13 protein-coding genes are annotated in these 13,230 nt (G+C 62.2%); all 13 read right to left on the reverse strand.

Annotated elements, in window-relative coordinates:
* Positions 1-742 precede the first annotated feature (742 nt).
* The 13 genes from AC4FS3_RS11290 to cysQ all read right to left on the reverse strand — a co-directional run bounded on the left by AC4FS3_RS11290 (position 743) and on the right by cysQ (position 13,147).
* Positions 743-1,207 carry a PTS sugar transporter subunit IIA gene (locus AC4FS3_RS11290; protein ID WP_283176280.1) on the reverse strand — a complete coding sequence of 155 codons (465 nt, stop codon included), beginning with the start codon at positions 1,205-1,207 and terminating at the stop codon, positions 743-745.
* A 46-nt stretch (positions 1,208-1,253) separates the two neighbouring features.
* A complete protein-coding gene (gene hpf, locus AC4FS3_RS11295) occupies positions 1,254-1,829 on the reverse strand; it encodes a ribosome hibernation-promoting factor, HPF/YfiA family (protein ID WP_491020641.1) in 576 nt (191 codons plus the stop codon).
* Positions 1,830-2,084: 255 nt separating this feature from the next.
* The gene (lptB, locus tag AC4FS3_RS11300) at positions 2,085-2,861 is read right to left on the reverse strand and encodes an LPS export ABC transporter ATP-binding protein (protein ID WP_283176279.1); all 777 of its coding nucleotides are present in this window, start codon (positions 2,859-2,861) and stop codon (positions 2,085-2,087) included.
* A complete protein-coding gene (locus AC4FS3_RS11305) occupies positions 2,861-3,376 on the reverse strand; it encodes an LptA/OstA family protein (RefSeq protein ID WP_249497300.1) in 516 nt (171 codons plus the stop codon). Before AC4FS3_RS11305 ends, lptB begins: the two co-directional genes overlap by 1 nt.
* Positions 3,373-4,005, reverse strand: a complete 633-nt coding sequence (gene lptC / locus AC4FS3_RS11310; RefSeq protein WP_283176278.1) for an LPS export ABC transporter periplasmic protein LptC — start codon at positions 4,003-4,005, stop codon at positions 3,373-3,375. The genes AC4FS3_RS11305 and lptC overlap by 4 nt, the downstream gene beginning before the upstream one ends.
* A 13-nt stretch (positions 4,006-4,018) precedes the next feature.
* Positions 4,019-4,987 carry a KpsF/GutQ family sugar-phosphate isomerase gene (locus tag AC4FS3_RS11315; RefSeq protein WP_491020642.1) on the reverse strand — a complete coding sequence of 323 codons (969 nt, stop codon included), beginning with the start codon at positions 4,985-4,987 and terminating at the stop codon, positions 4,019-4,021.
* The gene (locus AC4FS3_RS11320) at positions 4,968-5,582 is read right to left on the reverse strand and encodes a ribonuclease D (protein ID WP_491020643.1); all 615 of its coding nucleotides are present in this window, start codon (positions 5,580-5,582) and stop codon (positions 4,968-4,970) included. Before AC4FS3_RS11320 ends, AC4FS3_RS11315 begins: the two co-directional genes overlap by 20 nt.
* Before the next feature lie 212 nt (positions 5,583-5,794).
* Positions 5,795-7,210 (reverse strand): nodulation protein NodH, encoded by a 1,416-nt coding sequence (locus AC4FS3_RS11325; RefSeq protein WP_491020644.1) that lies wholly within the window; start codon positions 7,208-7,210, stop codon positions 5,795-5,797.
* A 6-nt stretch (positions 7,211-7,216) separates the two neighbouring features.
* The gene (locus AC4FS3_RS11330) at positions 7,217-8,944 is read right to left on the reverse strand and encodes a DUF5927 domain-containing protein (RefSeq protein WP_491020645.1); all 1,728 of its coding nucleotides are present in this window, start codon (positions 8,942-8,944) and stop codon (positions 7,217-7,219) included.
* A complete protein-coding gene (locus AC4FS3_RS11335) occupies positions 8,941-9,951 on the reverse strand; it encodes a glycosyltransferase family 2 protein (RefSeq protein ID WP_491020646.1) in 1,011 nt (336 codons plus the stop codon). Before AC4FS3_RS11335 ends, AC4FS3_RS11330 begins: the two co-directional genes overlap by 4 nt.
* Positions 9,952-10,180: 229 nt before the next feature.
* Complete coding sequence (locus AC4FS3_RS11340; protein WP_491020647.1) at positions 10,181-11,260, reverse strand: glycosyltransferase family 2 protein; 1,080 nt, start codon at positions 11,258-11,260, stop codon at positions 10,181-10,183.
* Positions 11,261-11,264: 4 nt separating this feature from the next.
* Positions 11,265-12,164, reverse strand: a complete 900-nt coding sequence (galU, locus tag AC4FS3_RS11345) for a UTP--glucose-1-phosphate uridylyltransferase GalU (protein WP_491020648.1) — start codon at positions 12,162-12,164, stop codon at positions 11,265-11,267.
* A gap of 179 nt (positions 12,165-12,343) precedes the next feature.
* A complete protein-coding gene (gene cysQ, locus AC4FS3_RS11350) occupies positions 12,344-13,147 on the reverse strand; it encodes a 3'(2'),5'-bisphosphate nucleotidase CysQ (RefSeq protein ID WP_491020649.1) in 804 nt (267 codons plus the stop codon).
* Positions 13,148-13,230: the final 83 nt, after the last annotated feature.

Raw genomic sequence — 13,230 nt, forward strand, 5'->3', positions numbered from 1 at the left:
GCCGTCACTCCTGTTTTGTCGCTTGTCATATCCATGCCCCCGCGCGCGCCTGAAACCACACTCTGACACGCCGCTCTCCGTGCCCCGGAGGGCTCGGCTGCGGCGAGTCGCTTGTCATGGCTGACAAGGCGCGGAAGGTTTCCGGGGAAAACCGGGGGGGAAGTTGTTTCCAAAATGGAAGATACAGGCCCTGGATTACAACCCCATAACAGACGAAACCGGCAGGAAAATGTCGGCTTTTCCATGGTTTCGCGGCGTCAGCGCGACATTGTGATGATCAAAGAGCCTCTGCGGGCCGGGGATTGTACCCGGTTGTGATCACAAAGGCTGCCTCCTTTGGGCGACGCCCTGTCCTCGTGCCCGGGCGGCGCGGTGCCTGATCAGGATCAAAGGCCGGCATGGCTTTCGCGTCATGGTTGCTATGCGCAGCGCCCGCGCCACCGCGCGTCTGCCGGAGCCGGCAGGTGACCCCGTGGTGTGCGGCGGGCCAGAGCTGGACGGCGTCCCCTAGGCGAACTTCGGCTTTCACCCGCTGCGTCTCGCAAAGGGTGCGTTGATCCTCGTGCTGGGGTGATATCGCGCGTAATCCCCGAAATCGGGACACACGTTCCGCGACAGCGCTTTAGCTGAGCCTGGCAGTGAGCTGAGGATTTAAGTCAAGAGGAAGACAGCCTGCTTCCTCTTGAGGAAATTACTCTGCGGGTCCGGGGGTGAAGCCCCCGGCTGTCGCCCGCGCGCGAACTTACGCTTCCTGAGTGCTGCGCGCCTCTACGAGGATCGCATGCAGCTTTGCGGGATCGGTGTTAGAGCGCAGTTTCGAGACCACGCTCTGGTCGCGCATGGTGCGGCTGACCAGGGCGAGTGCCTTCAGGTGGTCGACCCCGGAATCCTTTGGCGCGAGCAGGCAGAAGATCAGATCCACCGGCTGGCGGTCGACTGAATCATAATCCAGCGGCTTTTCCAGCCGGATGAAAATACCGGCGATACGGTCGAGTTCTTCGATCCGTGCATGGGGCAGGGCGATGCCATGCCCCACGCCGGTCGGACCCAGCGTCTCACGTTCCTGCAACCCGTCTACTGCGGGATCGGCCGGGATGTTCCAGGCCGATTGCGCGATATCCCCCAGCTCCTGGAAGAGGCGTTTCTTCGAAGTGAACTGGCCGACCACGCGGACGGCAGAGGGGACGAGAAGACTGGATAGTTCCATGAGAAAGCAGAAATCCTGTGGTCAGGCAGGGAAGGGCACCGGCCCGTCACCCGCTGTTGCGAGGGTCAATCCAGCCGATGTTGCCGTCGTCTCGACGATACACCACGTTCACGCCCCCATGGCCTTCATTGCGAAACACGAGCATTTTTTGCCCCGCCAGCTCCATTTGCATCACGGCCTCGCCGACGGTGATCGAAGGAATCTTCGTCTCCATCTCGGCAATTACGACCGGAGCAAGGGTTTCTGGCTCGGCATCCTCGTGTTCCTCGGATGGGGCGAGGATATAGGACGAGGCGGCGCCGAATTCAACTGGCCCCTTGCGATCGACGTGATGGCTGCGCAACCGGCGCTTGTAGCGGCGCACCTGCTTGTCCAGACGTTCGCGGCAGCTCTCGAATGCGGCATAGATTTCCGTTGCATTGCCTTTGGCCGAGACATTCAGGCCGGTGGCCAGGTGGATCGTCGTCTCGCAGACGGATTCATGCGCCGCGCGCGAGAAGACCACCAGGCAATCGGTGGCACGCTGCGCATATTTTTCGATCAACTCGCCAATTTCGGCTTTGACATGAGTGGTCAGGGCCTCTCCGATGTCGATTTGTTTGCCGCTGATCTGGTAGCGCATGATAACTCCTCTGCTTTCAGGGCCGGGCCGGTGAACATGCTGTCACGAACCCGGGTCTTCAAAGACATGTCGTCTGTCGGGTCGTCTTTCTGATCTGGGGGCTGGCGGGAAGGACCGCAAGGCGGCGGGGCCATTTACGGCCGCCCTGACCTCGGTCGCGGTGGGCAATGCTTGCGCTCATATGACCATTTGGTGACAGCGCGCGCGGCCTGTCAACCGAATCGTCAGGCCTCTGCACGAGATCGCGCAAATGGCTCAGGCCATACGAAAATTTTCGCCCAGATAGACGCGGCGGACGGTCTCGTCCCGGACGATTTCATCGGTGGTGCCGGACATCAGCACCTTGCCGTCATGCAGGATATAGGCGCGGTCGACGATACCCAGCGTTTCTCGCACGTTGTGATCAGTGATCAGCACCCCGATGCCGCGCGATTTCAGGTCCTGGACCAGGTGCCGGATCTCATTCACCGCAATCGGATCGACCCCGGCGAAGGGTTCATCAAGCAGGAGATATTTCGGATCAGCGGCAAGGCAGCGCGCGATTTCGACCCGCCGGCGCTCGCCGCCCGACAATGCCAGGGCCGGGGCCTGGCGCAGATGGGTGATCGAAAACTCCGACAGCAGCTCCTCCAGCCGCTCGCGCCGTTTGTGGCGGTCGGCATGGGCGATTTCCAGCACGGCGAGGATATTGTCCTCGACCGAAAGGCCGCGAAAGATCGAGACCTCCTGCGGCAGATAGCCGATCCCAAGCCGCGCACGGCGATACATCGGCAAAGGCGTCACATCGCGCCCGTCAATCAGCACCTGGCCGCCTTCGGGCGTCACAAGACCGGCGATGGAATAGAAACAGGTGGTCTTTCCCGAACCATTGGGGCCCAGAAGCGCCACCACTTCGCCGCGCCGCAGATCCATTGTCACATCGCGGATAACAGGGCGTTTCTTGTAGCTTTTCCGAAGGTTGCGGATCTGCAGCCCGGCGGATTCGGTAGCGTCCCGGGCCGCCGGCGGCTGCACATTATCGGCAAGAACCATCAGTTGGCTCCGGGCAGGAAGGTGGTCGAAACGCCGCCCTCCATCAGGCCGGTACCGGATTTCATCCGAATCGTCAGCTTTTGCCCGGAAAGCGCGCTGGCGCCCTGGGTCAGCAGCACATCACCGGTCATGACGACAAGCCCGCTATCGATTTCATAGACCGCTTCGCGTGATTCGGCGGCATCCTGCGCGCTGGCGATGGTTACACCTCCGGTGGCGTGAAGACGCCTGATCGCCCGGCTGTCGGCGGCATATTCGACCCGCACTTCTGCCGCAGTCAGGCGCATCTCGCCCTGGCCTACGAGAACATTTCCTGAAAACACCGCCGAGCCATCGGCATTGTTCACCGAAAGCGTATCGGCCTTGATCTCGACCGGCAGGCTGGTGTCCTGGGTCATAGGGCCGAAAGAGATTGTCGCTCCCTGCGCCAAAACGGGCTGCACAAAGACGGGCGATACAGCCAGCGCCAGAATGAGCGTCAGCGGCGAAAGCAAAAGGCGGGCAATCGGTGTCATGGCGTATCCGTTTCGCGTCCTGGTGCGCCTGGCTCATATACCAGCTTTACCGAACCTGAGAAAACCAGAAGATAGGGGGAGGCGGCCCCGGTGTCACTTTGCTGTGTCAGGGTGAAGCTGTCGGCGTCAATGGTGACCTGGGGGCCGCTTGCGGTGACCGCGCTGTCGCTTGCGGCGCCTGACCGGTCAAGCGCGGTGGTCAGCCGCTCGGTGACGATATGAAAGCCCGAGGATGTGTCGATCTCGACCCCGCCCGAAAGCCGCAGCTGATCGGTGCCGGTGTCGAGTTCGGCATCTTTGGCGCGGATATCGGTGCTGCCGCCGCCTGGCATATCAAGGCGCACCACCACATCGCTGGCCCCGGCAGTGCGGGTGCCAGTGGCGGGCCGCGCGGCGCTGGCGGTCATGGTGATGGCGCTGCCATCCGAGGTGGTGCCGGCATAGGTCGGCGCGGTCATCCGCGGGTCGCGCACGAGATCTTCGACATCAACTTCGGCATAGCGGATCGCGGCGGTCGGATCGATGCGGTCGGCCAGCAGGAACAGCGTCGACAAGAGCGCCAGCGCCGAAAGCGGCAGCGCCACTTTCAGCCAGCCGACCAGCCGGGAATGTCGGTCGAGCCTCGGCATCCGTCCTCCGGTTTCAGGCCACGCCTGCGCGCAGGCAATCATGGATATGCAGGGTCCCCTCTGCCAGCCCGGTCGGGTCGGTGACCATCAGACAGGTGATTTTGCGCTCATTCATCAGGCCAAGCGCCTCGACCGCGAGGGTCTCGGGCGCGATGGTCAGCGGGCGGGCGGTCATCACTTCACCGGCGCTGAGGCTCAAAAGCCCGTCCATATGCCGCCGAAGGTCGCCATCGGTGATGATGCCCTGCAGATGCCGGTCGGTGCCGGCCACGCCGACCACGCCGAACCCGGCCCGGGTCATGGTGATCAGCGCGTCAGGCATCGGCGTGTCAGGGGCGATCAGCGGCGGGTCACGGTGCATCAGATCTCGCACCCTGAGCAGACGCGCCCCCAGCTTGCCGCCCGGATGGAAGGTGCGGAAATGGTCAGGCGTGAACCGGCGATGTTCCATCAGCGCAATCGCCAGCGCATCGCCAAGTGCCAGCGTCATCGTGGTCGACGTGGTCGGCACGATGCCGGTCTCACAGGCCTCAGGCACAGTCGGCAACAGGATCGCCACATCGGCCTCGCGCAAGAGCGTCGACCCCTCGCGGCCCGCAATGCCGATCAGCGGAATGCCAAAGCGGCGTGCATGGGCCAGCATATCGGCAAGCTCCGGCGTCTCGCCGGAATTCGACAGCATCAGAAGGACGTCGCCTTCGGCAATCATGCCAAGATCGCCATGGCTGGCCTCAGCCGGATGCACGAATTGCGCCGGCGTGCCGGTCGAGGCAAAGGTCGCGGCAAGTTTCTTGCCGATATGGCCCGATTTTCCCATGCCCGAAACGACCACGCGCCCGCTTGCCTTCAGGATCAGCGCGACCGCATCGGCGAAACTCTGGCCGATGGCTCCGGCCAGTACGTCCAGCGCCCCGGCCTCGCGCCGGATCACCCGCTGGCCGGTGGCCAGCAGGGCGGCCGGATCAATGGTGGAAGATGTCATTCAGATCATCCCAGCCCAGCAGATCCATTTCAGCCCGCACCGGCAGGAAAACAAAAAGCTTCTCCGCCAGCTCCAGCCGGTCCTCGCGGATCAGTTTCTCCTCCAGCGCCGCTTTCAGCCGGTGCAGGTAAAGCACATCTGACGCGGCATATTCCTTTTGTGCCTCGGTCAGCTCCGCCGATCCCCAGTCCGAGGTCTGCTGCTGTTTCGACACATCGACACCAACGAGATCGGCAAGCAGGTATTTCAGCCCGTGACGGTCGGTATAGGTGCGGATCAGCTTGGAGGCGATCTTGGTGCACCAGACCGGAGCGGTGGTGACGCCAAAGGCGCGCTTCATGGCAGCAATGTCGAACCGGCCGAAATGGAAGAGCTTGAGCACCGCCGGATCGGTCAGCAGCCGTTCCAGATTGGGGGCCGAAGTCTGGCCGCGCGCGATCTGCACCAGATGCGCGTCGCCCTTGCCATCCGAGAGCTGCACCACACAAAGCCGGTCGCGGCGCGGGTCAAGCCCCATGGTTTCGGTGTCGATAGCGACGACCGCGCCGAGGTCGAGCCCGTCGGGCAGGTCGTTCTGATGCAGATGAATAGCCAATTGGGTCACTTTCACACGGATGCCAGATGGAACTAATCCTCCACCCCGTCCCGGTCAACTGCGGCAATCTTTTTTGGCCGGCGTTGCCGGGGGCGCTGCCCCCGCCTCCTTCGGAGGCTCCCCCGGGATATTTAAGGACAGATGAAAAGCCGATTTCATCTGTCTCTGAATATCCCCGCCGGAGGCATCCCCCGCAACCAGATGCGGATGCGTCAGATCTTCCAGCGGTCGAAACCAAATGCGGTATAGTCCCGGCTCCAGGCCTCTTGTGCGGCGGTCTCCAGCTCTTCGCACCAGATGCTTTCAAGTGCGCGGGCGGGTTCGGGGTCTATGGTCAGGGGCGGCGGTTTGAAGCCGAGTTCCGCGCCGAGATGCGCAAGCCCGCTGCTCAGCCGCGTTTCGCGGATCACCTGATCGGGGCTGCGCAGCCCGGCAAAGCCCTGCAGGATCGCGGTCTGGCTCGCCCAGTGCGGATCGACGCGCTGGCTGGTCTGGCCGCTCAGCGAGAGTTTTGCATAACGCAGAAACGCAAGGAAGGCCGCGCGGTGGCTGTCGATATCGGCGAAATCCTGGCCTTTGGGCGGCAGTTCGGCGTGATGGGCGCGGATCAGCGCATTGCGGTGCTCTTTCAGGCGGCCCGAGACGATCAGGTGGAGAAAGGCGGTATGGGCGCGCAAGAGCGGATGGCGCAGCACGGTAAAGCTCAGATTGCCGGGATGCGACATTTCCCAGTCGCGCAGCGATTTGCGGGTGAACTCGCCCCTCACATCGCCAAGTGCCGCAAGCCAGGCCGTCACTTCGGCCACCGGCCCGCCCTTGACCGGCATATAGAGCAGACGGCCCTGGTCTGAGGCGATGAATGACGGCACGGCAGCGCTGCGGCGGGGTTCGAAATTCGGCGTCCGTGCGAGGTTGAAACGGTCCAGCCGCGACAGCGCCTCTTCCATCACCTGCGGATTGGTCACCTTGTCGGAAATCGCGCCGGGATTTTGCTTGACCAGCGATGCGTCAACCGCCTCAAGCCGGGCGCTGACGCCCAGCCAGGCCGCAAGCCCGTTCAGGACATCAAGATCCTGGATGTCCTCATAATCGATATAAAAGGCCGTCTGGCCCGAGACCTGCAGCCTGTGCATCAGCCGGATCTGGAACTCCTGCACATTTTCCAGATGGGCCTCAAACCCGGCGGGCTCAAATTCAGCCCGGGCGGTTTTCAGGTTCTTCACATTGGTCAGCCGCCATTGCTCGGTCGCGCGGGCAATCTGCCAGGAAATGTAGCTTTCCAGCGGGTTACGGGTCAGGATGATCTTGGCGCAGGCCGGATCTTCCATCACGGCGGGCAGGATGCGCTGGTCGTGATCGTGGAAATAGCGAAAGCCCGAAAGGCCCGGGGTCTGGTCACGCATGGCACGCAACAGGCCCAGCGGATCCTTCTCGCGCGCCTCCATATCATAGCCGAAGCCCTCTTGCCGCTTTGAGCCGCCGATGAAGCGCGGGTTGAACATCTCGCCGAGGCAGGTGACGCCATCGAGTGCGTTCAGATTGGCTTCGAGGAAATTCGAGCCGGTCCGCATCTCAGCCAGCATGACGAATGAGGTAAAGCGCGGCCCCGCCGCGGCTGTGTCAGACATTGGGGGTCACTTCACCAGATAGGGGCGCGGGCGGCGGTTGCCTGGGCCGGGTATCTCGCCGCCGGCGGGGAAATCGCCCATCAGTTCGGGCTTCATTCCCTGGTTGCGCAGGTTTTGCAGGAACCGGCCAAAGCCGGTCAGATCCCTGAGGCGTGGCACCTCTGTCAGGCGCCGGAGCGAACGCGGGCTGATTTCGTCAACAATCATTTGCAGCGGCTCCATCGGGTTCTCGACGAATTCCGCGAGGTTCCAGACCCGGACGCGCGCCTTTACATCGGGGGCGCGCAACAGAGTCAGCATTTCGGCCTCGATGCGCTGAAGCCGGGCCGCTTCGGCCCTGATCTCGCTGAAATTCAGGTTGGAGTGGAACAGGGGAACCGAGAACGCGCCGGAGACGACTGAAATCTGGGCATGGGGATCGCCGGCGATAAAAGGGATGATCTTCTGGCTGTCACGCGGGCTGAACTGGAAGCATTGCCGTTCGCCCCTGGTGTTCCAGATCAGGCTGGTCAGAAAACTGCGCGGGTTGTAGTCGCGCAGCCGCGCGGAATTGCTCAGCGAGCCGTTATAGATCACCTCACCGCCGGCGAATTCGACACCTTCCGGGGCGAAGAGATGGCCATGGACCCTGGTGCCCGAGACCCGGGAAAGCCAGGTGTCGAAATCCTCGAACAGTTCGGAAAAGCCCTCAAACACCGAATAGGCGGCGGCGGTGCGGCCGTTTGACTGTTCACGATTGGGGAAGCGTGACTGCATGTAAAGCCCGGCGCGGCCCATGGTACGGCGTTCGACCGCTTTGGCGAAAAGCCGGTCGATTTTGCCGGGATTGGGCTCGGCGCGGGGCTGGCTGGCGGCGTCGGGATGCAGGAAGGTGTTATAGAGCCGGTTCGCCCGCGGCCAGATCTTGCGCGCGATAAAGCAATCCGAGCGGCGCAGGAGCTGCAGGTGATCATCGTAGAAAACATGCGGTTTGCCCTGGAAATCGAACTTCGACAGGGTCAGCGAGCGGCTTTCGACGCTGGTGGAAAACAGCCGCACCAGCGACTGGAAATAGCTTTCATCCGGAATCCAGACGCGGCGGAAATAGGTGTCATAGCTGGCGCGGTCGGGGCTTTCCAGGATCGCCGAAAGCGTCTGGCGGGTCAGGCACCACCATTGGCTGCCCAGATGCGGCACAAGGTTCAGCGGCATTCTGCGCCGTACTTTCAGCCGGCGCTGCAGCTCGACATAAGTGTCAAAAAGCCAGCGGTTCTTGCGCCAGGAAAACGGGAAGCGCAGCGTGAACCGTTCGGCATTCAGCCCGCCGACCGTCCAGCCGACATCCGCGGTGGTAACGCTTTCGATGAAATCGGTGCGCGGCCGGGCGTCGAGATAGTCGCGAAATTCCTCGATCGGGCGCAGCGGCAGGCAGGATCCCGAGACAAGGCAGACATGGCGCACCTCGGGGAAATCCTTCAGCATCAGCTCGCTTGCTTCCTGGGTGGCTGCTACAATCCCCCAGGTGCCCCATTCGCAGATATGGCGCGGCGAAAAGCGGATGTTTTGCAGATCCTTAAGCGCATCGCACAGGAAGTCGAATTTGGCATCCGGGGTCGAGCGGTCGACATGGATCACCACCGGGCAGCCGCGTTCGGCCCAGTAGCGCGCCACCTGTGCCGCGCGATGCAGCGCGGTATGGCAGAGCATAACGAAGCCCAGACTGTTCTGCCCCGGGCTGCTTTTCCCGGTGCTCATGCCCAGTTCCCCTTGGACATGAGGCCCAGAATCTCCAGCTGGCGCCAGTTGATGTATTTCTCGCTCCATTTGCACCAGAAATCGGGCTGTTGCTTCAGCCCCTCCAGATAGGCCTTGTATTCACGACTGTCGGCATAATGTTCACCGCGCGACATTTCTTCCTGCGCCTTGGCAGCAAATGTATCCAGGAACTTGGCATGAAGAAGGCAACCTGAGGCCTTTTCGCCCCCCCATTCGTCAAAGGCGAGGTTCAGCCCGCGCGGCAGCAGCATATGGGTCGAACTGATATAGGCATAGCTTTTGTGCCAGCGGACCAGCGGCACCTTGTTCAGCGCCGGTGCGGCACGCGGATTGGTGGCAAAGAAGGTGCGCGCCCTTGGCCCGCCCTGGATCCAGAGATTGCCATAGCCCCAGTTGCGGCTGATCGTATAATTGCCGGAATCGAACCATTCCGCGATCTCGAAAGGGTTCTGGCCCTCGCGGTAGGGCTGATCCTGGACCGGGCCTTTGGGATACATATCCAGCAGCATTGCCGAAAAGGCACGGATGCCGCTGGTGTCGAGCCAGTCGGTCAGCGCGCGCAGGGGCCGCGTCTCGCAAAACGGGTAAATCAGGAATTCATCGACATCGACGGTCAGACACCAGTGGCCATGACCGTAGCGCCGCAGCAGCGCGGTGATCCAGTCCATGCCGAAACGGCTGTTCTTATAGCTGGCCTTCGTGGTCCAGAGCGAGACATCCGGCTGGCTCGCGAGATAGTCGCGGCTGCCATCGTCGCTGTCATTGTCCACGAAAAGGAAATGGCTGACGCCGAGCTCGCGGTAATAGGCCAGAAACCAGGGCAGGCGAATCCGTTCGTTTCTCAGGGTACAAAAAAGCAGGACGGCGCCACTGCGGATCGTATCGGTTCGCAGCGCAATCGGGCGCAGCTCGCGGCCCCGCAACATCGCGCGGCCGATCAGGCGCTTGCGGCGCAGGCGCAGGCGGTAAGATCCGGTCAGGCTCATACGGGCCTCCGGTCGCAGCCGGGCGCTCCGACCCGGACCGGGGAGCGCCGGGCCTGTCGTCCGCCCTCACCTCGACGGCCTGGACTGGGTTTTACATGAACCGGCACCATAGCCTTGCTTCTGTCACCTCGCATTGTTTCCATTATGGAAATTGCTATCCTGTTAGCTAGAGAAATGCCGTCACAAAGTAAACATTTCACCAGGCTGAAAGACCTTAGCGGACGGCGGCTCATATCCAGCCCCCGCGTGACATGAGGCCAAGCGCCTCCAGCTGCCGCCAGCCGGTATAACGGCGCGATTGCGCGGTCTTCAGCAGTGGGGCGGCGATCAGCCCGTCATAATAGCTGCCAAAGCGGGTGGGATCGGCGAAATGCTGGCGGCGCTCTTTCTCCTCACCGGATTTTTCAATGATTTCAGGCAGGAATTTGGTGTGGAGCAAAACGCCCGAGGTCATCTCGCCTCCGGTTTCGTCGAAGACATGGTTAAGCGGCGCCGGCAGCAGTGAATGGGTCGAGTTGTGCCAGGCATAGCGCCAGGACCATTTCACAAGCGGGATCTTGTTCAGGGTTGGCGCACGACGGGGATCATCGGCAAAGAACGCCCGGGCGCGGGGGCCGCCCTGGATCCAGAGATTGCGCAGCGGCTGTTGCACCTTGAGGCTGTAATTGCCGGAATCAAACCATTGCAACAGATCAAGCGGGTCGGTGCCGGGGGTATAGGGCCGCTCTCCCAACCGGTCTTCGGGGTAGAGATCCAGCATCATCGCGGGCATCGACCGGTGGCCCTTGCCGTCCAGCCAGGCGGTCAGCGCGGGCAGAGGCCGGGTCTCGTGCCAGGGGTAAACCAGCAGTTCATCGGCATCGAGCACGAGGCACCAATGGCCATTCCCGTGCCGCATCAGCACCCAGTTCAGCCAGTCCAGCCCGAAGCGCGATTTGCGGTAAGAGCCGGTGGTGGACCAGAGCGAGACATCCGGCTGATCGCGCAGCAGGGCTTCGCTGCCATCCGTGCTGGCATTGTCTATGATCAGGAAATGATCCACGCCGAGCCGGCGGTGATGTGCCAGAAACCAGGGCAGCCGCGCCGCCTCGTTCCTGACCACCATCGCACAGAGGATGGCGCCTTTCCGGATCGCTCCGGTACGATCGGTCAGCCGGGTGAGTTCGCGCCTTTTGCGCAGCGCCCGCGCCAGCAACATGCGGCGCCGGTTGCGCAACCGCCAGGCCACGATCAGGCTCTGGCGGCTGTCTTCAGCGGCCGGCAATTCGCCGATCGCATATGTCAGGCGGGGGGCTGCGCCCGCCGTCATGCGGTTACTCAGCCGCCTTCAGCTGTGCCATCATGTCATTGAGATAGGCGGTGAATTCATCGCGCAGATCGGGGCGCGACATGCCGAAAGCCACGGTTGCCTGCAGGAAGCCCGCTTTCGAGCCGCAGTCATAGCGCATACCCCGGAAGCGGTAGCCGTAAACCCCGGTGCCGCCCCAGCCCGCCTCTTCCGCGATGGCATCGGTCAGCTGGATCTCGCCGCCGGTGCCAAGCTTGGTTTCATGCAGGTTGTGCAGCACTTTCGGGTCAAGGATGTAACGACCGATCACCGCGAGGTTCGAAGGCGCATCCCCGGCCTTCGGCTTCTCGACCATCCCCTTCGCACGCACGATAGAGCCACGGTCCTCGGCGATATCGAGCATGCCATAGGACGATGCTTTCTCCGGCGGAACTTCCATCGCCGCGACCATATTGCCGCCGGTTTCCTGATAGGCCTCGACCATCTGCGCGAGGCAGGATTGCTCTGCAGCGATCACGTCATCGGGCAGAAGCACCGCGAAAGGCTCATCCCCGATCAGGCGGCGGGCACACCAGACGGCGTGACCAAGGCCAAGCGGGCGGTTCTGGCGGACATAGGCGATGGCGCCGGAATCCATATTGGTGTCTTCCAGCACCTTCAGCAGGTCGGTCTTGCCCTTGCGGTTCAGCTCGCTTTCAAGCTCGGGGGCGCGGTCGAAATAATCCTCAAGCGCGGATTTCCCGCGCGAGGTCACGAAAATGAACTCGGTAATCCCTGCAGCCCGCGCTTCGTCGATCGCATATTGGATCAGCGGGCGGTCGACGAGGGTCATGATCTCTTTGGGCACCGACTTGGTGGCAGGAAGGAAACGGGTACCGAGGCCAGCGACAGGGAAGACGGCTTTAGTGACTTTTTGGGGCTTCATGATCGCACTCGTGTTTATTCCGGCGCAGCATGTGCACCTCAATTTGAGCTCTTCCCAGAACAATTTGTCCTGAATTTGGCACCAACGTGTTTCTAGGCGAGATTCTGCTAAAGTACAGCGCGAAAGCGTGAGGCGAATTCTGCCTCAGATTGAATTGGGCAAACCTTAGCCAATGGGGTTCAGCCCGGATCCTTAAGTGAGACTGCGGGCGCGCGGGCAATGAAGAAAGGATTGTCCCAGCCGGGTTTGCCATAGGTCAGGGGCATGTGGCTGTCGAAATGAAGCACCTCGCCGCCGGCCCCGCGCAATACGGCATCTCCTGCGGCAGTGTCCCATTCCATGGTACGGCCCAGTCGCGGATAGAGATCGGCCTCACCGGTCGCGACCAGGCAGAATTTCAGGCTGGAACCGGCGCTTTTCGAATCCCTGACCGCATAGTGACTGATATAAGCATCCGTTGCCGCATCGCGGTGCGATTTCGAGGCGACAACCATCAGCGCGCCGTTATCCGGCGCCGCATTGACCCGCAGCGGCGTCAGTGCGCCGGCCAGGTCTTTGTCAAAGGGGCCGGCCTCCTCGACGGCGGTGCCATCGGCCAGGGTATAGAAAAGCCGTTCCTTTGCAGGCGCATAGACGACACCATGGCGCGGCACGCCATTTTCGACATAGGCGATATTGACGGTGAAATCCCCGCGGCGCTGCACGAATTCCTTGGTCCCGTCCAGCGGATCGACGATCAGGAAGGTCGAGGCGGTCAGGGCATGGCTTGCGGCCTGTTCCTCGGTGATCAGCACCAGGTCTGGAAACTCCGCGCGCAGCCCGGCCGAGATCAGCGCATCGGCGGCCTCATCAGCCTCGGTCACCGGGCTCGAATCGCCCTTGGCCTTAACCTCGAAATCCGGGCCGTTATAGACTTCCATGATCCGGTCGCCGGCCTCGAGCGCGAGGCGGCGGATGACGGTGACGAGGCGGTCAAAGTCCATTAAATGCTCCGGTCGGGTCTGATGGGGCGCGAAATGGCGCCTGTTGCCACAGGGTTTGCAGCCCTTTATCCTCGCGCAGGAAG

It is taken from the genome of Pseudogemmobacter sp. TB195, from assembly GCF_058313095.1.

Bases quoted from the DNA above. Each gene is read 5' to 3' on its own strand.
- AC4FS3_RS11290 (WP_283176280.1), bottom strand. From the start codon at position 1,207: ATGGAACTATCCAGTCTTCTCGTCCCCTCTGCCGTCCGCGTGGTCGGC.
- hpf (WP_491020641.1), bottom strand. From the start codon at position 1,829: ATGCGCTACCAGATCAGCGGCAAACAAATCGACATCGGAGAGGCCCTG.
- lptB (WP_283176279.1), bottom strand. From the start codon at position 2,861: ATGGTTCTTGCCGATAATGTGCAGCCGCCGGCGGCCCGGGACGCTACC.
- AC4FS3_RS11305 (WP_249497300.1), bottom strand. From the start codon at position 3,376: ATGACACCGATTGCCCGCCTTTTGCTTTCGCCGCTGACGCTCATTCTG.
- lptC (WP_283176278.1), bottom strand. From the start codon at position 4,005: ATGCCGAGGCTCGACCGACATTCCCGGCTGGTCGGCTGGCTGAAAGTG.
- AC4FS3_RS11315 (WP_491020642.1), bottom strand. From the start codon at position 4,987: ATGACATCTTCCACCATTGATCCGGCCGCCCTGCTGGCCACCGGCCAG.
- AC4FS3_RS11325 (WP_491020644.1), bottom strand. From the start codon at position 7,210: ATGTCTGACACAGCCGCGGCGGGGCCGCGCTTTACCTCATTCGTCATG.
- AC4FS3_RS11330 (WP_491020645.1), bottom strand. From the start codon at position 8,944: ATGAGCACCGGGAAAAGCAGCCCGGGGCAGAACAGTCTGGGCTTCGTT.
- AC4FS3_RS11335 (WP_491020646.1), bottom strand. From the start codon at position 9,951: ATGAGCCTGACCGGATCTTACCGCCTGCGCCTGCGCCGCAAGCGCCTG.
- AC4FS3_RS11340 (WP_491020647.1), bottom strand. From the start codon at position 11,260: ATGACGGCGGGCGCAGCCCCCCGCCTGACATATGCGATCGGCGAATTG.
- galU (WP_491020648.1), bottom strand. From the start codon at position 12,164: ATGAAGCCCCAAAAAGTCACTAAAGCCGTCTTCCCTGTCGCTGGCCTC.
- cysQ (WP_491020649.1), bottom strand. From the start codon at position 13,147: ATGGACTTTGACCGCCTCGTCACCGTCATCCGCCGCCTCGCGCTCGAG.